The 24037-nt window shown below is 68.6% G+C and carries 21 protein-coding genes; 12 read left to right on the forward strand and 9 right to left on the reverse strand.

What is annotated here, in order from left to right; genetic code table 11:
* Positions 1 to 13: 13 nt before the first annotated feature.
* The 5 genes from recQ to ku all read right to left on the reverse strand — a co-directional run bounded on the left by recQ (position 14) and on the right by ku (position 8632).
* Positions 14 to 1783 (reverse strand): DNA helicase RecQ, encoded by a 1770-nt coding sequence (recQ, locus tag FBR43_RS15335; RefSeq protein WP_136944277.1) that lies wholly within the window; start codon positions 1781 to 1783, stop codon positions 14 to 16.
* A gap of 38 nt (positions 1784 to 1821) precedes the next feature.
* Positions 1822 to 2700 carry a transglutaminase family protein gene (locus FBR43_RS15340; RefSeq protein ID WP_136944278.1) on the reverse strand — a complete coding sequence of 293 codons (879 nt, stop codon included), beginning with the start codon at positions 2698 to 2700 and terminating at the stop codon, positions 1822 to 1824.
* Positions 2700 to 5189 (reverse strand): circularly permuted type 2 ATP-grasp protein, encoded by a 2490-nt coding sequence (locus FBR43_RS15345; RefSeq protein WP_136943896.1) that lies wholly within the window; start codon positions 5187 to 5189, stop codon positions 2700 to 2702. Before FBR43_RS15345 ends, FBR43_RS15340 begins: the two co-directional genes overlap by 1 nt.
* 79 nt (positions 5190 to 5268) lie before the next feature.
* Complete coding sequence (gene ligD / locus FBR43_RS15350; RefSeq protein ID WP_136943897.1) at positions 5269 to 7734, reverse strand: DNA ligase D; 2466 nt, start codon at positions 7732 to 7734, stop codon at positions 5269 to 5271.
* Between the two features lie 10 nt (positions 7735 to 7744).
* Positions 7745 to 8632 (reverse strand): non-homologous end joining protein Ku, encoded by an 888-nt coding sequence (gene ku, locus FBR43_RS15355; protein WP_136943898.1) that lies wholly within the window; start codon positions 8630 to 8632, stop codon positions 7745 to 7747.
* Between the two features lie 88 nt (positions 8633 to 8720).
* Here ku and pdxH point away from each other — a divergent pair, with 88 nt between their 5' ends.
* The 3 genes from pdxH to FBR43_RS15370 are packed head-to-tail and all read left to right on the forward strand — an operon-like array spanning position 8721 to position 11073.
* Positions 8721 to 9302, forward strand: coding sequence for a pyridoxamine 5'-phosphate oxidase (pdxH, locus tag FBR43_RS15360; RefSeq protein ID WP_136943899.1), 582 nt, complete (start codon positions 8721 to 8723; stop codon positions 9300 to 9302).
* 20 nt (positions 9303 to 9322) lie between these two features.
* Positions 9323 to 10276, forward strand: coding sequence for a cation diffusion facilitator family transporter (locus tag FBR43_RS15365; RefSeq protein ID WP_136944279.1), 954 nt, complete (start codon positions 9323 to 9325; stop codon positions 10274 to 10276).
* Positions 10273 to 11073 (forward strand): PhzF family phenazine biosynthesis protein, encoded by an 801-nt coding sequence (locus tag FBR43_RS15370; RefSeq protein WP_136943900.1) that lies wholly within the window; start codon positions 10273 to 10275, stop codon positions 11071 to 11073. The genes FBR43_RS15365 and FBR43_RS15370 overlap by 4 nt, the downstream gene beginning before the upstream one ends.
* 4 nt (positions 11074 to 11077) lie before the next feature.
* Here FBR43_RS15370 and mnmA read toward each other — a convergent pair whose 3' ends face one another.
* Entirely contained in the window at positions 11078 to 12193 is a 1116-nt protein-coding gene (gene mnmA, locus FBR43_RS15375) for a tRNA 2-thiouridine(34) synthase MnmA (protein ID WP_136943901.1), read from the reverse strand.
* 102 nt (positions 12194 to 12295) lie between these two features.
* Between mnmA and FBR43_RS15380 the strand changes: the two genes are divergently transcribed.
* The 3 genes from FBR43_RS15380 (at position 12296) to FBR43_RS15390 (ending at position 13315) form a co-directional block, all read left to right on the forward strand.
* On the forward strand, positions 12296 to 12547 hold the full coding sequence (locus tag FBR43_RS15380; RefSeq protein WP_249276629.1) for a hypothetical protein: 252 nt from the start codon (positions 12296 to 12298) through the stop codon (positions 12545 to 12547).
* 102 nt (positions 12548 to 12649) lie between these two features.
* Complete coding sequence (gene sciP, locus FBR43_RS15385; RefSeq protein WP_136943902.1) at positions 12650 to 12949, forward strand: CtrA inhibitor SciP; 300 nt, start codon at positions 12650 to 12652, stop codon at positions 12947 to 12949.
* A gap of 114 nt (positions 12950 to 13063) precedes the next feature.
* Positions 13064 to 13315: a GlsB/YeaQ/YmgE family stress response membrane protein gene (locus FBR43_RS15390; protein WP_136943903.1), complete on the forward strand. Its 252-nt coding sequence runs from the start codon at positions 13064 to 13066 to the stop codon at positions 13313 to 13315.
* 92 nt (positions 13316 to 13407) lie between these two features.
* Here FBR43_RS15390 and FBR43_RS15395 read toward each other — a convergent pair whose 3' ends face one another.
* Entirely contained in the window at positions 13408 to 14124 is a 717-nt protein-coding gene (locus FBR43_RS15395; RefSeq protein ID WP_136943904.1) for an SIMPL domain-containing protein, read from the reverse strand.
* Between the two features lie 65 nt (positions 14125 to 14189).
* Positions 14190 to 14453: a GlsB/YeaQ/YmgE family stress response membrane protein gene (locus FBR43_RS15400; protein WP_136943905.1), complete on the reverse strand. Its 264-nt coding sequence runs from the start codon at positions 14451 to 14453 to the stop codon at positions 14190 to 14192.
* A 214-nt stretch (positions 14454 to 14667) separates the two neighbouring features.
* Between FBR43_RS15400 and FBR43_RS15405 the strand changes: the two genes are divergently transcribed.
* The 3 genes from FBR43_RS15405 to FBR43_RS15415 are packed head-to-tail and all read left to right on the forward strand — an operon-like array spanning position 14668 to position 20398.
* Entirely contained in the window at positions 14668 to 15861 is a 1194-nt protein-coding gene (locus FBR43_RS15405) for an efflux RND transporter periplasmic adaptor subunit (protein WP_136943906.1), read from the forward strand.
* Between the two features lie 12 nt (positions 15862 to 15873).
* Positions 15874 to 19092: an efflux RND transporter permease subunit gene (locus tag FBR43_RS15410; protein ID WP_136943907.1), complete on the forward strand. Its 3219-nt coding sequence runs from the start codon at positions 15874 to 15876 to the stop codon at positions 19090 to 19092.
* Positions 19093 to 19123: 31 nt separating this feature from the next.
* A complete protein-coding gene (locus tag FBR43_RS15415; RefSeq protein WP_249276630.1) occupies positions 19124 to 20398 on the forward strand; it encodes a DUF445 domain-containing protein in 1275 nt (424 codons plus the stop codon).
* Between the two features lie 11 nt (positions 20399 to 20409).
* Here FBR43_RS15415 and FBR43_RS15420 read toward each other — a convergent pair whose 3' ends face one another.
* Entirely contained in the window at positions 20410 to 21057 is a 648-nt protein-coding gene (locus FBR43_RS15420; protein ID WP_249276631.1) for an HAD family hydrolase, read from the reverse strand.
* Positions 21058 to 21143: 86 nt separating this feature from the next.
* Here FBR43_RS15420 and FBR43_RS15425 point away from each other — a divergent pair, with 86 nt between their 5' ends.
* Genes FBR43_RS15425 through FBR43_RS15435 form a run of 3 tightly spaced genes read left to right on the forward strand, consistent with a single transcriptional unit; the run spans position 21144 to position 24036 of the window.
* Entirely contained in the window at positions 21144 to 22241 is a 1098-nt protein-coding gene (locus FBR43_RS15425; RefSeq protein WP_136943908.1) for an ABC transporter permease, read from the forward strand.
* Positions 22223 to 23059 carry an ABC transporter ATP-binding protein gene (locus FBR43_RS15430; RefSeq protein WP_249276632.1) on the forward strand — a complete coding sequence of 279 codons (837 nt, stop codon included), beginning with the start codon at positions 22223 to 22225 and terminating at the stop codon, positions 23057 to 23059. The genes FBR43_RS15425 and FBR43_RS15430 overlap by 19 nt, the downstream gene beginning before the upstream one ends.
* Positions 23060 to 23070: 11 nt before the next feature.
* Complete coding sequence (locus FBR43_RS15435; protein ID WP_136943909.1) at positions 23071 to 24036, forward strand: MlaD family protein; 966 nt, start codon at positions 23071 to 23073, stop codon at positions 24034 to 24036.
* Position 24037: the final 1 nt, after the last annotated feature.

Here is a 24037-nt window from a genome sequence, read left to right on the forward strand (position 1 = left end):
CGCCGGGGAGGGGTCAGCGATGCGCGTCGATCACGCCCAGGAAATCGGCGCCATAGGCATCGAGCTTCTTGGCTCCCACGCCGGCGATGCGGCCCATTTCGGCGAGCGTCGCGGGGCGGGCGTGCGCCATGTCGCGCAGCGTCGAATCGTGGAAGATCACATAGGGCGGCAGGCCGGTTTCCTGTGCAATCGCACGGCGCTTCTCGCGCAGCGCCTCGAACAGCGGGTTGCCTTGCGGATTGGCCGCCGCTGTGCCGCCGCCGCGCCGCCGGCGTTCGCGCTTGGGCGGTACAACCAGCCGCAGCGTCTCGCCGCCTTTCAGCAACCCGCGCGCGCCGGGGCCGAACTCCAGCCCGCCATGCGCATTGGTACGCAGCGCATCGCGCAGCAGCAGCGCGCGGCCCACGGGCTTGAGCAATGCCGCTTCGTCGGCCGTGGCGACACCCCAGACCGACAGCGCCTCGTGCCCGTTGGTCAGGCTGCGCTCGCTCGACTGGCCGGTCAGCACCTGCTCGACATAGCCGCTGCCGAACATCTGCCCGGTGCGGAACACCGCCGAGAGATATTTCTGCGCCACCACGCTCGCATCGACGGTCGCGGGCGGGGCGAGGCAATTGTCGCAATTGCCGCACGCCTCGGGCGGCGTCTCGCCGAAATAGCGCAGCAGGATCGCGCGGCGGCATTCGGCGGTCTCGACCAGTCCGGCCAACGCCGCCAGCCGCTGGCGCTCTCCGGCCTGGCGATGCGGCTCGACCTCGCCCAACCGCTGGCGCGCGCGCGCGAAATCGTCGGCGCCCCAGAACAGATGCGCCTCGGCCGGATCGCCGTCGCGGCCCGCGCGGCCGGTTTCCTGATAATAGGCTTCGATCGATTTTGGCAGGCCGGCATGCGCGACGAAGCGCACATCGGGCTTGTCGATACCCATGCCGAACGCGACGGTCGCGACCATCACCATATCCTCGCTGGCGACGAAGGCGGCCTGGTTGCCGGCGCGGATCGCAGGGTCGAGCCCGGCATGATAGGCACGCACCGCCCGCCCACCGCGGCCCAACATCTCGGCGAGCTTCTCGGTCGCGGCACGCGTGGGGGCATAGACGATGCCGGGGCCGGGCTGCGCCGCCACCAGATCCGCGATCTGGCGTGTAGTGTTGTCGCGCGGGGTGATGGCGTAGCGGATGTTCGGCCGGTCGAACCCCGCGACGATCAGGCCATCGGGCGCGATGCCCAGCTGGTCGAGGATGTCGGCACGCGTATGCGCATCGGCGGTCGCGGTGAGCGCGAGGCGCGGCACGTCGGCGAAGCGATCGAGCAGCGGGCGCAGCAGGCGGTAGTCGGGGCGGAAATCATGCCCCCATTCGCTGACGCAATGCGCTTCGTCGATCGCGAACAGGCAGAGTTTCGCCTGCGACAGCAGATTGCGGAAACCTTCGCCCGAGGCGCGTTCAGGGGCGACGTAGAGGAGGTCGAGCGCGCCGGCGCGGAAGCGGTCGATCGTGTCGGCACGGTTGCTGTCCGCCGAGGTTAGCGTCGCGGCGCGGATGCCCACCGCCTCGGCGGCGCGCAGCTGGTCGTGCATCAGCGCGATCAGCGGGCTGACGACGACGCACGTGCCCTCCATCAGCGTCGCGGGAAGCTGATAGGTGAGCGACTTGCCCGCGCCCGTCGGCATCACCGCCAGCGTCCGCTCGCCCGCGAGCACGCGCGCGACGACCTGCGCCTGCACGCCGCGGAAATCGGGAAAGCCGAAAATGGTGCGAAGCGCGTCGCGCGCGGTATCGAGCATCGCGGCGTCGTTAACCGCTGCCAGCGGCAGCGCCAACCTCAATCCTGCGGCGCTACGTCGACCGAGACATCCATCTCCTGCGCGCCGAAGCCCAGCACCACGCCGTCAATCGGTGCGATGTCGGCATAGTCGCGGCCCACTGCGACGATGACGTGGTCGGTCGCCATCCAGATGCCGTTGGTAGGATCGACGCCGATCCAGCCGAGATCGGGGCCACACCACAAGAGCACCCAGGCATGCGTCGCGTCGGCGCCGACCAGCCGCGCCTCGCCCGGCGGCGGGAGCGTGCGCAGATAGCCCGATGCATAGGCTGCCGGCAGCCCGGCGGCACGCAGGCCCGAGATCATGATCTGCGCGAAATCCTGGCAGACGCCGCCGCGCTTCGCGAAGGCTTCGGCCGGCGGCGTATCGACGAGCGTGGCGGCGGGATCGAAGGCGAATTCACGCTGAATGCGGCGCGCCAGCGCGATCGCCGCCTCGCGACAGCCGCGTTGCGGATCGAGTTCCTCGGCGCACCAGTCGGCGATCGGCTCGTCAAACGCGATGCGCGGGCTGGGATAGAGATAGCTGGCAGGCGACAAGGGCGACGCATCGCGGCTGGCGCGCGCCATCGCGGCGATCTCGGCCAAAGTGGGATCGCCGGCTTCGGGCACCGGGATCGGCCGGTCGACGGTGACGTTAGCGGCGCTCTCGATAGTCAGTTCGTGCACCGACTGCTCGATCACCAGCCGCGTGACGTGCGCAAGGCCCGCCTGCGCGCGCGCGGGGGCCGTCCGCCCGCCCGGCAGCACCGTCAGCCGATAGTCCTCGACTGTCTGCCCCGGCCAGTCGATCGGCTGGAGGCGAAGGTTGCAGCGTGCGAACGCCACCGGCTCGGCATAGGCGAAGCGCGTGACATGGCGGATGGCGTAGCGCATCATGCCAGCGTCAGCCCGCCCGCGCGCAGCGGCTCGGCGCCTTGCAGGAAATAGCGCCGCGCGATCGCCTCGGCGAGGTCGTAGAGCCGTGCTTCGAGGCGTTCGAGCATGTCCGCGTCGATCGACGCCGGCGCGGCGGTGGCGACGGTGGCGGCGATCTGCGTCGCGATGCGCTGCTGCGGTTCGGCGACGCCATCGTCGTTGAGCACGGGCAGCCGCGCCAGATGGCCAACGATCACCTCGACCTGGAACGCCAGCCCGCGTGGGTTGCCCGGATCGAGTGCGACCAGATCGACAGCTGGAACGCGCGCGATGCCCGTCAGATAGCGCTGGCGGTAGCTGATCTGGCTGTCGGCGAGATCGAGCAGCGTCGAAAGATCGTCGGCGCCGGCATTCTCGGCAGCGAAGCAGCGCAGCATCTGCACCACCTTGATCGCGCGTTCGATGCGGCGGCCCAGATCGTGGAAGCGCCACCCGTCGGATCGCCCCATATGCTCGGCCGAAAGCCCGGCGAGCGCGGCATAGCGACGCTGGAGCGAGCCGGCGCGATCGAGCAGCCCGCCGCGCGTGGGGTGGGGGGCATCGAGCAGGCGGATCATGTCCGATGCCAGCCGGTCGCGCGAAACCGCGCCCAGCCCACGCGCCTGCCGGTTGATCGCGCGCACCGAATACCAGCCGCCTTCGCTCGCCTCCATCGCGGTGCGCGCCATCGCCACCAGCTCGGTGCGGCGGTGGCCGACGGGTGCAGGCGCGGCGCCGTCGGCTGCCAGCAGCGCCACGATCCGTTCGATCGTCGATCGCGCAAGCGCGCCGCCGGCATCGGCGCTGATCGAATGGCCGAGCAACACGCGCACGATGCCGAGCAGCGCCTCGCCGCGTTCGAGATAGCGGCCTAGCCAGAACAGATTGTCGGCAGCCCGGCTGGGCAGCGTGCCCGGATTGCGCCGCAGATGCTGCGAATCGACCGGCGGCAGCAGCGACACCGCAGCCACGCGTTCGGGGCCGTGGATAATGACGTCGGCCGATCGCACGCCTTCGCCCATCACGCTGGCGCGCACATCGGCCTCGCCGCCGATCCGCGCAAAGCCGCCGGGCATCACCTGCCAGCCGCCGGCAGCGTCGCGCGCGGCGAACACGCGCAGCACGAAGGGGCGCGCGGCGAGCTCGCCGTCGATCACCACGGGCATGGTGGAGAGATGGACGACTTCCTGCCCGACATAATCCTGCGGCCGCCGTTCGAGATCGGCGAGCAGCGCGGCGCGGCAGGCATCGTCTAGCTCGGCCCCCAGCACCGGCCTGCCGCCGGGCAATGCGCGCGTCGGCACGCCGAAGGCGGGTGCCACCAGCATCGAGCCCAGTTCGTCGACCACTTGCGCCGCCTCGCGCGGCTGGCCGCACCACCAAGTGGCGATGTTGGGCAGCCGAAGACCGTCGCCCGTCAGCCGAGTGGCGAGCGCGGGCAGGAAGGCGGCGAAGGCGGGCGATTCGAGCACGCCGGCGCCCGGCGCGTTCGAGATGACGACATTGCCCGCCGCCATCGCGTCGATCAGGCCGGGCACGCCGATCGCCGAGGTCGAATCGAACGCAAGCGGATCGAGCAGGCGCGGATCGGTGCGCCGCCACAGCGCATCGACGCGCTTGAGGCCCGCGATGGTGCGCACGTAGAGCTTGTCCTCGATCGCCGCGAGATCGGCGCCTTCGACGAGCAGGAAGCCCAGATAGCGCGCCAGATGCGCCTGTTCGGCATAGCTTTGGTTGAGCCGGCCGGGCGTGAGCAGCCCGATGCGCGGCTCGGCGCGGCGGCAGGCGGCGGCGAGCCCCTCGCGAAGATGCGCGAAGAACGGCGCATGGCGCTCGACGTTGAGGCGCGATTGCAGTCCGCCCATCGTCCGTGCGATCGCAAGGCGGTTCTCGAGGGCGTAGCCCGCACCCACCGGCGCGCGAAGCTGATCGGCAAGCACGCGCCATTCGCCCGTCGGTCCGCGACACAGATCGACCGCGACGAAATGCAGGTGATGGCCGCCGGGCGGATTGAGGCCGATCATCGGGCGCAGGAACCACGGGCTGCCCGTCACTACCGCGGCGGGCACATGACCGTGGCGCACGAGCATGCCCGGGCCGTAGAGATCGGCGAGGATCGTCTCGAACAGGTCGGCGCGCTGGCGCACCCCTTCGGCGATGCCCGCCCATTCGCTTGCCGAGATCGCAAGCGGGATCGGCGACAACGGCCAGGGTCGCTCCTCCGATTCGCCCGCGATGCGAAAGCCGGTGCCGATATCCTCGGCTTGGCGCTGTGCCCGCTCACCGGCCTCGGACAGCGAATCGCCCGCGGTCTGCGCCAGCTCTTCGAAGATCGCGCGCCATGCCGCACGATCGCTGTCGCCGGCGCTGCACAACACGTCGCCGCGCGGACGCGGGCCGCAATAATCGGCGATCCAGCGATCGGCGATCAGCCCCGCGTCGAACAGTGATTGCGCGCGGCTCGCCATGAAATGCGCTGGTCCCCGATGAAGCCCGGCCGATGGAGCATAAAGCGTGTTGCGGCGCAACGGCCGCAGCGATGCGGTGCTAGAGATCGGGCAAGGTCTGGCGCGCCGCGCCCCAGCCCGCCAGCGTGCTGCTACCCGCCCGCTCCACCAACGCCGCGGCGTCGCGCAGGGTCCATCGCGTGGGCGTGTTGATGTCGCCCAGTTCGGTCCAGCTTACCGGTGCTGCGACCCCCGCGCCCGGCCGCGCACGCACGACATAGGGCAGCACCGCCGTCGATCCGCGCTGGTTACGCAGCCAGTCGATGAAGATGCGGCCCTTGCGCTTCGCCTTCGACATGGTGGCGGTGTAGCGATCGGGCTCGGCGGCGGCGAGCGCGCGGGCGAAGCGATCGGCGAACGACTTGACCGCCGGCCACTCGGCCTCGGGCGTGAGCGGTACTACTACATGCAGGCCCTTGCCGCCCGAGAGCATCGCGAAGCTCGCCAGCCCGATATCGGCAAGCACGTCCTTCAGATGGACCGCCGCCTTCTTCACTTCGGCAAAGCCCAGCCCCTCGTCGGGGTCGAGATCGAACACCAGCCGATCGGGCTTTTCGACATCGGCGATGCCCGCGCCCCAGCCGTGGAACTCGATCGTGCCCATCTGCACGCAGGCGAGCAGGCCCGCCATGTCGCGCACGTAGAGATAGGGCCCGGTGCCGCCGTCCTTCTCGCGGATGTCGACATGGTGGACATGGTCGCCGAAGCTGCCCGCGTCGTGCTTCTGGAAGAAGCATTTGCGCGCGCGGCCCTGCGGGCAGCGCACCAAGCTGATCGGCCGGTTGCCGATCCAAGGCAGCGCGATGCCGGCGACGGCGGCGTAGTAATCGGCCAGCTCGCGCTTGGTGATGCCGTCATCGGGGAAAATCACGCGGTCGGGGCTGGTGATGCGGACGGGCAGCTCGGCGGGCGGTTCGGCGCGTACCTCGTCGGCGACTTCGTTCGCCGGCTTGTCGCTGCGCACGCCGACGAAGCTTGCATGGCGCAGCACGCCCTCGCCGGTGAACTCGGCAAAGGCCACCTCGGCCACCAGGCGGGGCGTCACCCAATGCGCGCCGCGTACCGCCGCGCTCGGCGCCTCGACCGGCGCGGTCTTGCGCGCCAGGCGTTCGAGCTTCGCGGCGATCGCCTGCTGCGTGTCGGCATCGAAGCCGGTGCCGACCTTGCCGGCATATCGCAGCCCGCCATCCTCGTGCAGCGCGAGCAGCAGCGAGGCGAAGGGGCGTCCGCGCGCCTTCGAGGGCTGCCAGCCGACGATGACGAATTCCTGCCGGCGCGTGCACTTGACCTTGAGCCATGCCTTGGTGCGGCCGGCGCGATAGGGCGCATCGATCCGCTTGGCGACGATGCCTTCATAGCCCTCGGCACACATGGCCTCGAACAGCTTCTCGCCGGCACCGACGACATGCTCGGCGAACTGGATGCGCGCGTCGCTCGCCGGCAACAGCGCGCGCAGCCGTTCCTTGCGCTGGACGAGCGGCAGGCCGGTCACGTCCTCGCCATCGGCTTCGAGCAGGTCGAAGGCGAAGCACAGCATCTCGCCGCCATTGGAGATCGCGTCCTGCAAGGTCGAGAAATCGGGCCGCCCATCCTTCAGTGCGACGATCTCGCTGTCGATGCGTGCGGGGGTGGCAATGGCGGCGAAGGCCTCGGCGATGCCGGGGAACTTGTCGGTCCAGTCGAGACCCGAGCGGGTGAATATGCGCGCATCGCCATCGCCCGTCTCGATCAGCGCGCGATAGCCGTCATATTTTACCTCGTGCAGCCAGCCATTGCCCGCGGGCACGGAGTCGACCAGCGTTGCGAGTTGCAGCGGTTGCGCGCCTCCGGCGAACGGGGAGCGGGGGCGCCGCGTTCGTTTTGCCTGTGGCCCTCCCCCTCCACCACGCGCTGCGCGCGCGGTCCCCCTTCCCGTTCCGGGGAGGTGCTTGCCTTCCGCGATCTCGCGCATCGTTCGCCCGGTCTTGACGCTGGTAAGCGCGGTTTCGACGAGCGCGTCGCTGCCGCCGGCATGCGCATCAGCGATCTTGCGCAGCAGCCAGTTCTCGCGCTTCTCCTTGCCGCGCGGCTTCAACCGGATCAGCAGCCATTCGCCCTGCATGCGCTCGCCATTCGCGATGAAATGCAGATGGCCCTTGTCGAGATCGGCGGCCGACTTGCCCTTGATCGGCGCCCAGGTGCCGCGATCCCACAGCATCACCGTGCCGCCGCCATATTCCTCGGCGGGAATCACGCCCTCGAAATCGCCATAGGCGAGCGGATGATCCTCGGTGCGCACCGCCAGCCTTTTGTCGTCGGGATTGAGACTGGGGCCGCGCGTGACCGCCCAGCTCTTGAGCACGCCGTCGACTTCGAGCCGCAAGTCCCAGTGCAGCCGCGTGGCATCGTGCTTCTGCACCACCAGCGCGTTGCCCTTGCCCTTCGCCAAGGTGCCCGCAGGCTCGGCGGTGCGCGTGAAATCGCGCTTGGCGTTGTATGCCGCCAGCGGATCGGCGCGCTTCGCCATCGAGCCGCCCTCAGGCCCGCTTGCGCGTCGCAGGCTTGCGCGTTGTCGCGCGCTTGGCGGCGGGCTTGCGTGCCGGCTTCTTGGCACCCGTACCCGTCGTCTCGCCGGGCTTTTCGAGGCTCTTCTTGAGCGCGGCCATCAGATCGACGACGTTCGATCCGCGCTTCGCGGGCGCGCCGTCGTCGACATCCTCGATCAGCTTGCCGCCCTTCGACTTCTGCTTGCGCGCGATCAGGCCCTTGAGCGCATCGACATAGCGATCGTGAAACTCGGACGCATCGAACTTCGCGGCCTTCTTCTCGATCAGGCTTTCGGCGAGCTCGAGCAGGTCGGCGTCGGGCTCGGCGTCGGGAATGTCGCGGAAATAGCTCTGCGCCTTGTGCACCTCGTCGGCATAGCGCAGCGTCTCGAGCACCATGCCGCGCCCGCAGGGCTTTAGGCTCACCACATATTCGCGGCCGCGCAGGGCGAGCTGGCCCAGCCCCACCTTCTTGGTGCGCCGGAGCGCCTCGCGCAGCACGATGAAGGCTTCCTCGGCCAGGTCGTCGGCGGGCACGACGAAATAGGGCTTTTCATAATAGAGCACGTCGATCTCGTGCGCGTCGACGAACTGCGTGAGCTCGAGCGTCTTTTTCGATTCGAGCTTCACCGCGTCGATCTCGTCCTGGTCGAGCAGCACATAGCTGCCTTTCTCGACCTCATAGCCTTTCAGGATATCCTCGGCGTCAACGGGACCGACGCCGGGCACCACCTTTTCGTACTTGATCGGCTTGCCAGAGGGCTCGTGGATCTGGCGAAAGCTCACATTGGCGCCCGAGCGCGTAGCCGAATAGATCTCGACCGGGATCGAGACGAGCGCGAGGCGTATCTGCCCCTGCCAATATGCGCGCGCGGCCATGCCATTCCCCTCGTTGCGAAGGCGATTCAATTCACGGGCGGCGGAGTCGTTCCTCGACAGCAAAACACCATGCGCCTATGCGGTTGCCATGGCCGACGATCCCCATGCCATCTTCGCCGAATGGCTCGACGCGGCGCGCGAAAGCGAGCCCAACGATCCCGAGGCGATGGCGCTCGCCACTGCCGATGCGGATGGCCGGCCATCGGTGCGCATGGTGCTGCTCAAGGGCCATGATGCGCGCGGCTTCGTGTTCTACACCAACCGCGAAAGCCGCAAGGCCGGCGAGCTTGCGGCCAACGCGCACGCCGCCTTGTGCTTCCACTGGAAATCGCTGCGCCGGCAGGTGCGCGTCGAAGGCCATGTCGAATGGGTGTCCGACGCCGAATCGGATGCCTATTTTGCCAGCCGCAGCCGCGACTCGCGGCTGGGGGCATGGGCATCGGCGCAGTCGCGACCACTCGACGATCGCGCGACGTTCGAGGCGGCATTCGCGGCCGCACAGGCACGTTTCGAGGGGAGCGACGTGCCGCGCCCGCCGCACTGGGGCGGCTACCGGGTGGTGCCGCGACGCATCGAGTTGTGGAGCGACCGCGCGCATCGGCTGCACGAGCGCCGCATCTTCGATGCCGATGGCGCCGGGGGCTGGCACGAGGGGTTGCTCTACCCGTGAACGCGCCCGCCGATCCGGGCATCGCGCGCAGCCGCCGCCGTCGGCTGTTGAGCGAGGCGACGACGCGCGCCGCGCTCGCCAGCGTCGCCACTGCGCTGCTGCTGCTGGCGCTCAAAGGCTATGCCGCGTGGCAGACCAGTTCGGTCGCGCTGCTCGGCAGCCTTGCCGATTCGGGGCTCGACCTGCTCGCCTCGCTCGTCACGCTCTATGGCGTGCGGCTGGCCGCGACGCCCGCCGATCACGACCATCGCTTCGGTCACGGCAAGGCCGAGGCGCTTGCCGCGCTGTTCCAGGTTGCGCTCATCTCGGCATCTGCGCTGGCGATCGGCTGGCGCGGTGTGAGCGCGCTCGCCGATCCGCAGCCGGTCGAGGCGGCGGGTATCGGCATCGCGGTGTCCGCGGCGGCGATCGCCGCGACGATGCTGCTCGTCGCCTATCAGCGCCGCGTGATCGCCGCGACGGGATCGGTCGCAGTCAAAGCCGACAGCGTGCACTATCAGGGCGACATCCTGCTCAACCTAGCGGTGATCGCCGCGCTGCTGCTCGATCGCTACGCCGGCGTGCTGGGCGCCGATGCGGTGTTCGGCCTCGCGATCGCCGCATGGCTCGGCTGGGGTGCGTTCAAGGCGTCGGCGCAGGCGATCGACGAGCTGATGGACAAGGAGTGGCCCGAGACCGAGCGGCAGGACTATCTTGCGGTGGCGGCGGGCGCGCACCCTGAGTTGCGCGGTATCCACGATTTTCGCACGCGCCGCGCGGGCAACCGCAGCTTCGCGCAGTTCCACATGGTGGTGGCGCGCGAGATGAGCGTCGCCGAGGCGCACGACGTCGTCGAGGCGGTGGAGAGCGAGCTGCATACGCGCTTTCCCCGCGTCGAGGTGCTGATCCACCTCGATCCCGAGGGGCATGTCGACACCGACGATCCCCTGGTCGAGGAAGACGTCACTCCCCACTGGTTCAGGAAGCGTATTTGACCCTTTCCTTTGCGCAGATCGATGCGTTCGCCACGCGCCCGTTCGAAGGCAATCCGGCGGCGGTGATGCCGCTCGACCACTGGCTCGACGATCGCACGCTGCAGGCGATTGCCGCCGAGAACAACCTGTCGGAAACGGCGTTTCTCGTTCCCGATCCGCGCGGCGAGGTCGATTACGAGCTGCGCTGGTTCACGCCGACGGTCGAGGTCGAATTATGCGGCCATGCCACGCTGGCATCGGGGCATTTCGTGCTGTCCGACCCCGATCGCGTGCGCGACTGGGTGCGGTTCCGCACGCGCCAGGCCGGCATCCTGGAAGTGGGGCGCGATGATCGCGGCGGCTACGCCATGTCGTTGCCCGCCTACGCGCCGCAGCGCCGGGCGCTGACCACGGTGGTGGCGGGGCTTGGCGTGCGCAACGTAGTCGACACGCTGTGGCATCCTAATGGCTATGGGCTGGTAGTGCTGCCCGACGCGGCGGCGGTGGCAGCGGTCTCGCCCGATTTCGGGATGCTGGCGGCAGTGGGCGACGTGCTCAACATCGTCACTGCGCCGGGCACCGACACCGATGTCGTCAGCCGCGTGTTCGCGCCCGCCGCGGGCATCGACGAGGATCCCGTAACCGGATCGGCGCATTGCGTGCTCACGCCTTATTGGGCCGCACGGCTGGGGCGTGACGACTTCTCGGCATGGCAGGCGAGCCGCCGGGGCGGACGCGTCGATTGCAGCCTGGCGGACGGCCGCGCCGTGCTGCGCGGTCAGTGCGTGACGGTGATCGAGGGGATTTTCCGGCTGTAACGGCTCAAGCCGCCTCGGGTCGGGCGAAAGCGGGTTCGGTCGATTCAATCCAGCCACCGCCCAGCACACGGTCGCCAGCGTAGAGCACTGCGGCCTGTCCCGGCGCCACGCCATATTCGGGGGCGTCGAACACCACGCGATCGCCCACGAGTCGGGCCGGTACGGGCCGTGCGAGCGAGCGGACCTTGGCAGTCAGCGGACCGCGATGATCGCCGCCGATCCAGTTGATCGCCGAAAGTCGCGCGGCGCCGACCGCGAGTGCCGCCTTCGGTCCCACTACCACGCGCTGCGTGTCGGGCTCGAGGCGCACCACATAGAGCGGCTCGTCCAGGCCGCCGAGCTCAAGACCGCGGCGCTGGCCGACGGTATAGTGCAGGATGCCGCGATGCGTGCCGAGCACGCGACCCTCGATATCGACGATCTCGCCGCCCTGCGCGGCATTGGGGCGTAGCTTTCGCACCAGACCGGCATAGTCACCGTCCGGCACGAAGCAGATGTCCTGGCTGTCGGGCTTGGCGGCGACCGCCAGTCCGTACCGCGCTGCGAGCGCGCGCACCTCGGCCTTGGGCAGCATGCCCAGCGGGAAGCGCAGATAGTCGAGTTGCGCGGCGGTGGTGGCGAACAGGAAATAGCTCTGGTCGCGCGCCGGATCGACGGCGCGGTGCAGTTCGGCGCCTGCCGCGCCTTCGACACGGCGCACATAATGGCCCGTCGCGAGGCAATCGGCACCAAGCTCGCGCGCCATGCGGAACAGGTCGGTGAATTTCGGCCCCATGTTGCACTGGACGCAGGGGATGGGCGTGCGTCCGGCCAGATAACTGTCGGCGAAATCGTCGATCACGCGCGTGCGGAACGCGCTTTCGTGATCGAGGACGTAATGCGCGATGCCGAGGCGGTCGCACACCGCGCGTGCATCGCGGATGTCGCGGCCGGCGCAGCAGCTGCCGGCACGCCCCACCGCCTCGCCATGATCGTACAACTGGAGCGTCACGCCGACCACCTCGGCGCCGCTTTCGACCGCGAGCGCCGCCACGACCGAACTGTCGACGCCGCCCGACATGGCGACGACGATGCGGCGACCGCTCGCGCCGCCCGGAAGCTGGAAATCGACGGGAATCATCGCTTCGTCACATAAGGCGCTCGGACCGGCGATGCAAAAGCGGGCATTTACCGGCCTTCAAGCAATCACGCGTAGCAGGGTGCGGATGAGCGGGTCGCACCCTTGGAACTGAGCTTCGGCGCCTTCGAGCGCGGCCTGCTGTCGCCGCGACACGGGGCATCGGCGCCGCGTGGCCTGCCGGGCGGCCTTGCCGTGCTGCTGGCGGCCGCCGCCGGCCGGCAGGCATCGAGCGCCACGGCACGTGCACAGGCATGGCTGTCGATCGCCGGCAGGGGCTCGGCGCTGCTCGCGCCGGCGCACGGCAGCTTCAACGAAGCGACGGCGCGTCTCCTGGGCGGAAGGCAACAAGGATGAAGCACATGTTTACCGTCGCACTTTAGCCGTTCTTCAAGCCCGTCGATGTAAGGGTCGTTTGCGTAAGGATTGGGGGCCCCCGCCCCGATTTGAGGTTAGTCAATGATCGAGAACCAGAAAATACGGCCTGCACGGGTCATCGGGCCGCTGGGTGAACCGCTGACGCTGGACACCCTGCCGCCGCCCTCGACCACGCGCTGGGTCGTGCGCCGCAAGGCCGAGGTCGTCGCCGCGGTCAACGGGGGGCTGCTGACGGTCGACGAGGTGTGCGAGCGGTACGGCCTGACCGTCGAGGAGTTCGCCGGCTGGCAGCGTGCGATCGACCGATCGGGCATGCCGGGTCTGCGCGTCACGCGCATCCAGCATTACCGTTCGCTCTACGAGCGCCAGCAAAAGTTTTGACCGGTACAAAGTTCCGTGCACGCTCATCAAAACGTTGCCGGAACATTCGCCCGCCTCGCGAGTCCTTAGCCGCTGTAAGCCCGTCGTTTCCGGGCGTTAACGGAGGGAAGGCAAATGGGTATCATCATCTGGCTGATCGTAGGCGGCGTCGTCGGCTGGCTCGCGAGCCTCGTCATGCGCACCGACGCGCAGCAGGGCATCCTGCTCAACATCGTGGTGGGCATCGTCGGCGCGTTCATCGCCGGGCTGATCTTCGGTGGCTCGATCAACGAGGGAATCACGGTCACGACCTTCCTCACCTCGCTGGTAGGTGCCATCATCCTGCTCGCGATCGTCAACCTCGTGCGTCGCGGTCGCGTGCGCTAAATCGCGCTACGCCGCGATCAGAACAAAAAAGCCGCCTGAGCGATCAGGCGGCTTTTTTCGTGCCGACGCCCGTCAGCGGAACAAGAAGTGCGTCAGCGCAGCACGAACCGGACGTGGACGGTCGCCACGATCTCCTGCTCGCCGGGCACCACCTTGGTATCCGCCGCCTCCATGCGCGCCATCGCCATCTGCGGCACCGGTCCGCCGACCGGCGGTGCGCCGCCCTCGCTGATCGCGGCGATCCGTTCAACGCGCAGTCCGGCGGCCTTCGCATAGAGTTCGGCGCGTGCTCGCGCGCGCGCCACCGCGTCGCTGCGCGCTTCGTCCATCGCCGCATCGGGCTGCGTCAGCCCAAGGTTCGGGCCTTCGATCTGGTTGGCCCCTTCCTTCACCAGCGCATCGAGGATGGCGCCGCTGCGCGCGACGTCGCGAAAGCGGATGCTGACACGGTTGGAGGCCTGATAGCCGGTAATGATCGGCGGCTGATTCTCGCCATAGCGATATTGCGGGCTGAGGCTGATCTGCGCGGTGCGCACGTCGCGATCGGCGACGCCGGCGCGCTTGAGCGCGGCCAGCACGCGCTCGATCCGCTCGGCGTTCGCGCGCATCGCCTCGGCAGCGGTGGAGGCCTGCGTCACGACGCCGGCCTCGATCGTCGCCTGATCGGGCGTCCGCGTCGAGCGCCCTTCGGCGACGACGTCGAGCAGCGCGCCTTCGGGCAGCAGCGGCGTCGTGGTCGGCATGGGGGCGGTCTGCGCCGCCGCGGCGCTGGCGCCCAGCAGCATGGCGGTGGCCATCAGGATACGCATCGCGATAATCTCCCTGTCGTTCGGGAGCGCCGTGTCGCAGGCGCCACGACAACGCAAGCTGAACGTCAGCGCGTTCGCCGCGCGAAGATGATGCGGTAGAGCGCCAGCAGCAGTACGGCGCCTGCGGTCGCCGCGGCATAATGCTGCCACCCGCCGGCGAGCGTGACGCCCGCGACCTGCGCGGTGAAGCCCGCCAGCAGCGCCCCCGCGATCCCGACGAGGATGGTCACCACGAAACCGCCAGGATCGCGGCCGGGCATGAGCAGCTTGCCGACCACGCCGGCGACGAGGCCGATCAGCAGCCAGCCAAGGATCGTACGTTCGGCCATGGCGCAATTCCTCTATTCTTGCGTAGGCGAAACGAACATATCCCAACTTGGCGGTATTGCGAAGACGTGCCGGCAACGACGGCCATCTCCTTGCGGGATACATGAAAAAAGCGCATTGGAGCGCGGCGCGAGCGACCGCTTGAGGTCGGTGACCTATTCATATAATACAGCGGTTGAGAGAGGCGGCCTGCCGGCCGGCGACAAGGGTTTCCCGATGAATTACGAGAGTTCGACGATCGAGGCCGAAACGCGGGCGCTGCCGGGGGACGTGGGGTCGCCGCCAGCGGGGCGCCGTCGCGCGATCATCATCGGCCTGGTGATCGCGGTGCTCGCCGTCGCGCTGGCATGGTATCTGCTCACGCCTTCCGCCGAGGAAGCGGCGCCGGGTGCGGCGGCGAAGGGCGCGGGTGCACAGATCCCTACCGTTACCGTCGCGGTGCCGGGGCGCGATACCGTGCGCAGCATCATCTCGGGCACCGGCTCGCTCGCCGCGCGCCGCGACATGCCGATCGGCGTGGTCGGCGAAGGCGGGCTGGTGACGCGCGTGCTCGTCGAGCCGGGGAGCTGGGTGCGCGAGGGGCAGGTGCTCGCCACCGTCGATCGATCGGTGCAGACGCAGACCGCCGAATCGCTCGAAGCCGGCGTCGCGGTGGCGCAGGCCGATGCGCGGATCGCGCAGACCGAGCTCGATCGCGCGCTGCAGCTCGTCGATCGTGGCTTCGTGTCGCGCGCCGATGTCGATCGCCGCACCGCGACGCGCGATGCCGCGCGCGCCCGCGTCGAAGTCGCTCGCGCGCAGCTCGCCGAGGCGCGTGCACGCAATCAGCGGCTCGATATCCGGGCGCCGGCGGCCGGCCTGGTGCTGACGCGCGCGGTCGAGCCCGGGCAGATCGTCTCGGGCGGGAACGCCGTGCTGTTCCGCATCGCGATGGGCGGCCAGATGGAGATGCGCGCGCAGTTAAGCGAGGGCGATCTGGCGCGCGTGCGCACCGGCACGCCCGCCGACGTGACGCCCGTCGGCAGCGATCGCACGCTCAAGGGCGAGGTGTGGCAGGTGTCGCCCGTCATCGATCCGCAGACGCGGCAGGGCATCGCGCGCATTGCGCTTGCCTATGATCCCGTGTTGCGCCCCGGCGGCTTCGCCAGCGCGCAGATCGTCGCGGGTGCCGGCACGCTGCCGCTGCTCCCCGAATCGGCGGTGCAGAGCGACGACGACGGCAACTACGTGTATATCCTCGACGCCCAGAACCAGGCAGTGCGGCGCGGCGTGACGATCGGCGAGGTGTCCGACGCTGGCGTGTCGATCGCGGCAGGGCTCGACGGCAGCGAACGCGTGGTGCTGACGGCAGGCGGGTTCCTGGCGCCCGGACAGAAGGTCAATCCCGTGCTGCGCACGCTCGATCGATAAGGCATCCGTCCCATGAACTTCCGCAACATGTCGGCATGGTCGATCCGCAATCCGGTCCCCGCGCTCGTGCTGTTCGCGGCACTGACGATCGCGGGCATCGTCAGCTTCATGCGGATGGACGTGAACCAGGACCCGGACATCGAGTTTCCGGTGGCGATCGTCGTCATCTCGCAGCCGGGTGCGGCGCCCAGCGAACTCGAGACGCAGATCACCCAGCGCGTCGAGGCGGCGGTGCGCAGCCTGCAGGGCATCGACGAGATCCAGTCGACCGTCACCGAGGGGCAGTCGCAGACCGTCGTGCAGCTCAATATCGGCACGCCGATCGACCGCGCGGTGCAGGACGTGCGCGAGGCGGTGAACCAGATTCGCGGCGACCTGCCCGAGGGCATTCTCGAGCCGCAGGTGTTCCGCGCCAACACAACCGACAATGATCTGGCGAGCTTCACCGCGATCGCGCCCGACATGACGCTCGAGCAGCTGAGCTGGTATGTCGACAATTCGGTGGCGAAGGAGCTTCTGTCGGTTCCGGGCCTGTCGGCGGTCGAGCGGATCGGCGGCGTCGATCGCGAAGTGCGCGTCATCCTCGATCCCACGCGCTTGCAGAGCCTTGGTATCACGGCTTCGCAGGTAAACCAGCAGCTGCGCCAGGTGAACCTCGATGCCGCGGGCGGGCGGGCCGAGATCGCCGGCTCCGAACAGTCGGTTCGCGTGATCGGCAATGCGCAGACCGCCTATCAGCTTGGCCAGACGCAGATCGCGATCGGCAATGGCCGTACGGTGCGCCTTGCCGACATCGCCGAGGTGCGCGACGGCTTCGCCGAAATGCGCAGCCGCGCCGAGTTCAACGGCAACCAGGTCGTCGCCTTCGACATCAAGCGCGCCAAGGGCGAATCGGACATCGCGGTGTTCGCCGGCGCGCAGGAGAAGCTGAAGCAGCTTCAGGAGCGCAATCCGGGCGTCCGCTTCGACGTGCTGTTCAACAACGTCCAATATGTCGAGGAGCAGTATGAAGTCGCCATCGCCGCGATGATCGAGGGTGCGGTGCTCGCGGTGATCGTGGTGTTCTTCTTCCTGCGCGACTGGCGCGCGACGATCATCTCGGCGCTTGCCATTCCGCTGTCGGCGATTCCCGCCTTCTGGTTCATGGATATGATGGGCTTCACGCTCAACACCATGACGCTGCTGGCGCTCAGCCTCGTCGCCGGCGTGCTCGTCGACGATGCGATCGTCGAGATCGAGAATATCGTGCGCCACATGCGGATGGGCAAATCGGCCTATCAGGCATCGATCGACGCGGCGGACGAGATCGGGCTGGCGGTGCTCGCCACCACCATGGCGATCGTCGCGGTGTTCCTGCCCGTTGGCATGATGCCGGGGATTTCGGGCCAGTTCTTCAAGAATTTCGGCCTCACCGTCGTTGCCGCCGTGCTGGTCAGCCTGGCGGTCGCGCGGCTCATCACGCCGATGCTTGCGGCCTATTTCCTCAAGGCCAAGGGCCATGCCACGCATGGCGAAGGCTGGCTGATGGACCGGTATGTCGGCATGCTCCAATGGTCGCTGCGCCACGACCGCGCCGACGCGATGCGTGTGCGCGGCGGCATCGGCCGCAAGCTGGCGGCGCCGCTGTTCGATCACCGGCTGTGGATCGTGAGTCTCGGCGTGCTCGCGCTTGTCGCCACCGTCGGCTTGCTGATGACGCTGCCGCAGACCTTCCAGCCGACGCGCGACCAGGACAATTCGACCGCGACGATCGAGATGGTGCCCGGCACCACGCATGCGCAGACGCGCGAAGTGGTGAACCGCGTGCGCGACATTCTCGCCGCGCATCCGCTGGTCGAGAACACCTATGCCCGCGCGTTCGTGGGCAATGGCCGCGTGACGGCGCAGCTGCGCGCCGATCGCGAGATGACGAGCGTCGAGTTCGAGCGCAGCCTCGCGCCTGCGTTCAACCAGATCGCCGACGCGCGCGTCGCCTTCCGCTCGCAGATGAGCTGGGGCAGCGGCGGGCGCGACATCACCATCACGCTCGGCGGCGAGGATCCCGAGCTGCTCAACACCACGGCCAACACGCTGATGGAGGAAATGGCGCGCCTGCCGATGGTGGTCGCACCGCGCGTGAGTGGCGACTTGCAGCGCCCCGAAATCACCATCCGTCCGCGCACCGATCTGGCGGCAAGCCTTGGCGTCACGACGCAGGCATTGTCGAGCGCGATCCGCATCGCCACGCTCGGTGATATCGATCAGAACAGCGCGCGTTTCAGCCTCAACGATCGCCAGATTCCGATCCGCGTGGCGCTGAGCGAGGATGCGCGCGAGCGGCTATCGACGATCGAGAATCTTCCCGTACCCACCCAGTCGGGCGGGTCGGTGCCGCTGCGCGTCGTCGCCGATATCGGCTTCGGCGCGGGGCCGACGCGGATCGATCGCATCAACCAGCAGCGCCGCCTGACGATCGGCGCCGATCTCGCTCCGGGCGTGATCTCGGGCGATGCGATGAAGGCGATCGATGCGCTGCCGACGATGCGCAACCTGCCGCTCGGCGTGAACCGGCTGACGCTGGGCCAGGCCAAGTGGCAGGCGGAGATGATCAACAACTTCATCATCGCGGTGATTTCGGGCGTGATGCTGGTGCTGGCGGTGCTGGTGCTGCTCTACCGGCGCGTGATGCCGCCCTTCGTCAACATGGGATCGCTGCTGCTGGCGCCGCTCGGCGGGCTGCTGGCCTTGTGGATCACCGGCAATCCCATCTCGCTGCCCGTCTATATCGGCCTGCTGATGCTGCTCGGTATCGTCGCCAAGAACTCGATCCTGCTGATCGACTTCGCGCTCGAGGAAATGGAGAAGGGCGTCGACAAGGTGACGGCGATCGTCGATGCCGGCCACAAGCGCGCGCAGCCGATCGTGATGACCACGATCGCGATGGTCGCGGGCATGGTGCCGACGGCGCTGGCGCTGTCGGGCGACGGATCGTTCCGCGCGCCGATGGGCATCACCGTGATCGGCGGGCTGCTGCTGTCGACGCTGCTGACGCTGGTGATCGTGCCCGCGACCTTCAGCCTCGCCATCGGCGTCGAGGCATGGATCGGGCCGCGGCTCTCGCGCCGGCTGCTCACCTATCGCCCCGGCGACGATCTGGCCGATCGCCCGACGCTGATCGACCATCCGGGCAGCGGCGGCCGCATCGGCTATCGCGGCGACGACGACGAGCGCGGCACGCAGCCTGCCGAGTGAACCTTCCCCTGCCTGGGGGATTGTCTCGAGCATGAGCCTGCCGCTTCGCGCTTCGCCCGGCTGGAGCGCGCCGCCCCCGCAACTGGTGCGCATGCGCCGCATCGCCACCGGCCTGCTGGTGGCGATGGCGGCGCTGTTCGTCGTAGCGCGCCTGAATGCCGGCCTGCATCCCGCCTGGGGCTATGTGCAGGGCTTCGCCGAGGCGGCGATGGTGGGAGGCCTTGCCGACTGGTTTGCCGTGACCGCGCTGTTCCGCCATCCGCTGGGGCTGCCGATCCCGCACACCGCGATCGTGCCGAGGAACAAGGATCGCATCGGCGACACGCTGGCGCTGTTTCTCAAGGACAATTTCCTGATCCCGCACGTCGTCGCGCGGCGGATGCAGCGGATCGACGTCGCCGAGGCGGTGGGACGCTGGCTGACCGACCCCGTATCGGGCGCGCAGGCGGGCGGGCGGATGCGCTACGGTGCCGCGCGGCTGGCCGCGAACATGCTCGAATCGCTCGATCCCGAGCGGCTGGGCGGCATGGTGCGCGGCGCGCTTTCGAACCAGTTGCGCGGCCTGCACGTCGCGCCGCTGCTCGGACAGGCGCTTGATGCCGCGATGACCGAGCGGCGGCACATGCCGCTGATCGACGGCATCGTGCTGTGGGCGGGGCGCGTGCTCGAGGCCAACGAGCATCTGGTGCGTGCGATGGTGCACGAGCGCGCCGGCGCGGTGATGCGCTGGACCGGCTTGGACGAAACGCTCGCCAACAAGATCATCGACGGACTGGCCAAGCTTCTCGCCGACATGGCCGCCGATCCCGACCATCCGCTGCGAACCAAGGCCGAGGAGGGGCTCGAAAAGCTCGCCCACGACCTTCAGCACGATGCAGAGACGCAGGCCAAGGTCGAGCGGTTCAAGAACGACATGCTCGACAATCCGGCGCTCGGCGACTGGTGGCAGGGCGTGTGGGAACGCATTCGCGCCGCACTGCTCGGCATGGCGCGCGATCCCGACGCGATGATGGCGGGTCGGCTGGGCGAGATGTCGCGCGCGCTGGGCGAAACGCTGCAATCCGATCCCCGACTAGCGCGTACGATCAACCGCTTCGCGCGCCGCGCGGCGGTGGGCGCGGCGGCCGATTACGGCGATGCGATCGTCCGGCTGGTGAGCGACACGGTACGCGGATGGGATGCGGCCACCATCACGCTACGGCTTGAGAACGCGGTAGGCCGCGACCTGCAATATATCCGCATCAACGGCACGCTGGTGGGCGGATCGGTGGGGCTGGTGATCCACGCGGTCGAGGGCTGGCTTTGACGCTGCGCCGTCTATCGCCAGTCGAGCACCGTCCATCCGCGCGCGGCGGCGAGCCGGCGCAGGGGGGCGTGGGCGTTGACCGCAAATGCCTCGTCGGCGGCTTCCAGCGCGGGCGCGTCGCTCACATGATCGCTGTAGAAGCGCACATGCGCGGCTTCGCGCGCTATCCCCTCGCGTGCGAACCACGCTTCGATCATCGCCTGTTTGGCGGGCCCGTAGCAATTGTCGCCCGCGACGCCCGACAGCACGTCGCCCGCGGCATCGCGCCGCACCTCGGTGGCGATGACGTCGGCAAAGCCCAGCCGCGCACCGATCGTCTCGGCATAATAACGATAGGACGCGGTGGCGAGCACGAGCCGATAGCCCTCGGCGCGGTCGGCGGCGATCCGCGCGCGTGCCGCTTCGAGCACATGATCGGCGTCGGTCGCCTCGGCGAAGCGTACGGCGAGATCGCGCATCGTCGCATCGGAAACGTGGCGGCCGATCATCAGCCGCTGCGTCATCCCTTTGAGCTTTGCGCGGTCGACGAGGCGCAGCGGATGGCCGAGCGCGGCGGCCCCGGCCAATGGCAGCAGCGCGAGACGCCACGGCGCATGTGCGCGCGCCGCCGCGATCAGGAAGCGCGTCCAGGTAGGTCCGCGCGTGATCGTCTTATCCATGTCGTAGATCGCAATCCGGACCATGGACATCGCCATGCCGCCTACGTCCTTGCGGTGCCAAGCCAAATCGCACATGGAAGCGGGCAATGACGCGCATGGCCGATTTCGCCCGCGATAACGGGACGGTCCGGTTCTCCGGCAACCTCTCGCTCGCACATATCGGCGATCTTGCCGACCGGCTCGATGCCGTGGACGGCAGCGTCGATCGCGTCGACCTGTCGGGCATCGATCGCATCGACACCGTGGGCGCTTGGATCGTGCACCGCTTCGCGCACGAACGCGAGGCGACAATCGACGGGCTGAGCGATGACGGCGCCCGGCTGATGCAGCAGGTGCAGGACGCCGACCGGCCCGTTGCCAAGCCCGCACGGCCGATGCCGGCGTTCCTGCGCGTGCTCGACGAGATTGGCGAGGCGATATCGCAGGCGGGGCGCACGCTGCTGGGCCTGCTCGCCTTCATGGGCGCCACGGTGATCGCGGCGGGCAACGTCATCCGCCACCCGCGCCGCTTCCGCTTCAATGCCGTGGTGCACCGTTTCGAGGTGGTCGGCGTCTCGGCGCTCGGCATCGTCGGGCTGATGAGCTTCCTCATCGGCATCGTCATCGCGCAGCAGGGCGCGGTGCAGCTCCGCCAGTTCGGCGCCGAGGTGTTCACGATCAACCTGATCGGCCGCATCACGCTACGCGAGCTCGGCGTGCTGATGACCGCGATCATGGTGGCGGGCCGTTCGGGCTCGGCGTTCGCCGCGCAGCTCGGCACGATGAAGCTGACCGAGGAAATCGACGCGATGCGCACCATCGGCGTCAATCCGATGGAGGCGCTGGTGCTACCGCGCGTCATCGCGGCGGTGTTGCTGATGCCGCTGCTCGGCTTCTACGCCTCGCTGGTGGCGATCATCGGCGGCGGGCTGCTGAGCTGGGTCAGCCTCGACATTCCGCCCGTCACCTTCATCCAGCGGCTGCGCGAGGTGGTGCCGATCACCGACCTGTATGTCGGACTGGTCAAGGCGCCGGTATTCGGCGCGATCATCGCGATTTCGGGCTGCTTCCAGGGAATGCTCGTTGAATCGGATGCCGAGCAGGTGGGTCTGCGCACCACCGCTGCGGTGGTGCAGGCGATCTTCCTTGTCATCGTGCTCGATGCGTTCTTCGCCGTCTTCTTCACATGGATCGGCTGGATATGACGCAGACGGGCGCCCCCGAACCCGACGGCGAGACGATCATCTGCGTACGCGGCCTCAAGAACGCGTTCGGCGAGCAGGTGGTGCACGACGATCTCGATCTCGATGTGCGTCGCGGCGAGATTCTGGGTGTCGTCGGCGGATCGGGCACGGGCAAGTCGGTGCTGATGCGCTCGATCATCGGGCTCCAGCCGCCGGTCGCGGGCGATGTCCGCGTGTTCGGCGAGCCCACCGCCGATCGCGACGAGGAAGACACGATCGCCATCCGCAAGCGCTGGGGCGTGCTGTTCCAGGGCGGCGCCCTGTTCTCGACGCTGACGGTCGCCGAGAATGTGCAGGTGCCGCTCAAGGAGTTCTACCCCAAGCTCGCGCCCGCGCTGCTCGACCAGATCGCCAACTACAAGGTGGTGATGACGGGGCTGCCCGCCGAGGCCGGGCCCAAATATCCGTCCGAACTGTCGGGTGGCATGAAGAAGCGCGCAGGCCTTGCGCGCGCGCTGGCGCTCGATCCCGAACTGCTGTTCCTCGACGAGCCGACCGCGGGGCTCGACCCCATCGGCGCGGCGGCGTTCGACGAGCTCACCAAGTCGCTCCAGCGCAGCCTGGGGCTCACCGTGTTCCTCATCACGCACGATCTCGACACGCTGCACGCCATCTGCGACCGGGTGGCGGTGCTCGCCGACAAGAAGGTGATCGCCGTGGGCACCATCGACGAGCTGCTCGCGCTCGATCACCCGTGGATCCAGGAATATTTCAACGGACCGCGCGGCCGCGCCGCGGTCGACAGCGCCGATCGCCACGCGGCGCGCGAAGAGGCATGAGGTAGGCTGCGATGGAAACCCGTTCGAATCACGTGCTGGTCGGCGCCGTCGTCCTGATCCTGCTGGCGATGCTGGCCTTGTTCACCGTCTGGCTCGCGCGGCTGAGCGGCGGTGGCGAGAAGCAGTATGACATCTTCTTCAAGCAGGCGATCGACGGCATCAATGTCGGTTCGCCCGTCGCTTTCTCGGGCGTGCCCTCGGGGCAGGTGAGCGAGATCGCGCTGTTCAAGCCCGATCCGCAGTTCGTGCGCGTGCGCATCCGCGTGAAGGACGATGTGCCGATCCTTCAGGGCACCACCGCGACGATCCAGGGCATCGGCTTCACCGGCGTCAGCCAGATCGCGCTCGACGGCGCGGTGCGCGGCGCGCCGCCCATCCGCTGCCCCGATGGCGATACCTCGAACGACTGCCCCTTCGGCGTGCCGGTGATCCCGCCGCGTCAGGGCGGGCTGGGCGCGATCCTCAATTCGGCGCCGCAGCTGCTCGAGCGTATCACCACGCTGACCGAGCGGCTGACCGAACTGCTGTCCGACCGCAACCAGAACTCGATCGCGGGCATCCTCGAAAGCACCAACCGGCTGGCCGATGCGCTGGCCGATCGCGGCCCCGAAATCGCCGCGACGATGGCCGAGACGCGCATCGCGATCCAGAAGGCGGGCGTCGCCGCCGAGCAGATCGGTCAGCTCGCCGGCACGACCAATTCGGTGCTCGCGAACGACGTGCAGCCGGCGATGCGCAATCTCAACCAGGCGATCGCCGCGGCCGAGAAGAGCGCCAACACGCTCAACGCCGCGATCGGCGATGCGCGACCCGGATTGCAGGCCTTCTCGAAGCAGACCGTCCCCGAAGTGGGCCAGCTGGTCTCCGACCTGCGCGTATTGACCGAGTCGCTCGCCGACGTGGCCGAGCGCGTCAATCGCGGCGGCGCCGGCTCGCTCGTCGGCTCGCCCAAGCTGCCCGATTACGAACCCGAATGAG

Source organism: Sphingomonas baiyangensis (genome assembly GCF_005144715.1).
GTDB classification, from domain to species: Bacteria; Pseudomonadota; Alphaproteobacteria; order Sphingomonadales; family Sphingomonadaceae; genus Sphingomonas; species Sphingomonas baiyangensis.

Excerpts from the sequence above, each read along its gene's own strand:
- FBR43_RS15390 (WP_136943903.1), top strand. The coding sequence starts at position 13,064 with ATGGGTATCATCATCTGGCTGATCGTAGGCGGCGTCGTCGGCTGGCTC.
- pdxH (WP_136943899.1), top strand. The coding sequence starts at position 8,721 with ATGGCCGACGATCCCCATGCCATCTTCGCCGAATGGCTCGACGCGGCG.
- recQ (WP_136944277.1), bottom strand. The coding sequence starts at position 1,783 with ATGCTCGATACCGCGCGCGACGCGCTTCGCACCATTTTCGGCTTTCCC.
- sciP (WP_136943902.1), top strand. The coding sequence starts at position 12,650 with ATGATCGAGAACCAGAAAATACGGCCTGCACGGGTCATCGGGCCGCTG.
- FBR43_RS15410 (WP_136943907.1), top strand. The coding sequence starts at position 15,874 with ATGAACTTCCGCAACATGTCGGCATGGTCGATCCGCAATCCGGTCCCC.
- mnmA (WP_136943901.1), bottom strand. The coding sequence starts at position 12,193 with ATGATTCCCGTCGATTTCCAGCTTCCGGGCGGCGCGAGCGGTCGCCGC.
- FBR43_RS15400 (WP_136943905.1), bottom strand. The coding sequence starts at position 14,453 with ATGGCCGAACGTACGATCCTTGGCTGGCTGCTGATCGGCCTCGTCGCC.
- FBR43_RS15425 (WP_136943908.1), top strand. The coding sequence starts at position 21,144 with ATGACGCGCATGGCCGATTTCGCCCGCGATAACGGGACGGTCCGGTTC.
- FBR43_RS15405 (WP_136943906.1), top strand. The coding sequence starts at position 14,668 with ATGAATTACGAGAGTTCGACGATCGAGGCCGAAACGCGGGCGCTGCCG.
- FBR43_RS15430 (WP_249276632.1), top strand. The coding sequence starts at position 22,223 with ATGGATCGGCTGGATATGACGCAGACGGGCGCCCCCGAACCCGACGGC.
- ku (WP_136943898.1), bottom strand. The coding sequence starts at position 8,632 with ATGGCCGCGCGCGCATATTGGCAGGGGCAGATACGCCTCGCGCTCGTC.
- FBR43_RS15340 (WP_136944278.1), bottom strand. The coding sequence starts at position 2,700 with ATGCGCTACGCCATCCGCCATGTCACGCGCTTCGCCTATGCCGAGCCG.
- FBR43_RS15420 (WP_249276631.1), bottom strand. The coding sequence starts at position 21,057 with ATGGATAAGACGATCACGCGCGGACCTACCTGGACGCGCTTCCTGATC.
- FBR43_RS15345 (WP_136943896.1), bottom strand. The coding sequence starts at position 5,189 with ATGGCGAGCCGCGCGCAATCACTGTTCGACGCGGGGCTGATCGCCGAT.
- FBR43_RS15395 (WP_136943904.1), bottom strand. The coding sequence starts at position 14,124 with ATGCGTATCCTGATGGCCACCGCCATGCTGCTGGGCGCCAGCGCCGCG.
- FBR43_RS15435 (WP_136943909.1), top strand. The coding sequence starts at position 23,071 with ATGGAAACCCGTTCGAATCACGTGCTGGTCGGCGCCGTCGTCCTGATC.
- FBR43_RS15415 (WP_249276630.1), top strand. The coding sequence starts at position 19,124 with ATGAGCCTGCCGCTTCGCGCTTCGCCCGGCTGGAGCGCGCCGCCCCCG.
- ligD (WP_136943897.1), bottom strand. The coding sequence starts at position 7,734 with ATGGCGAAGCGCGCCGATCCGCTGGCGGCATACAACGCCAAGCGCGAT.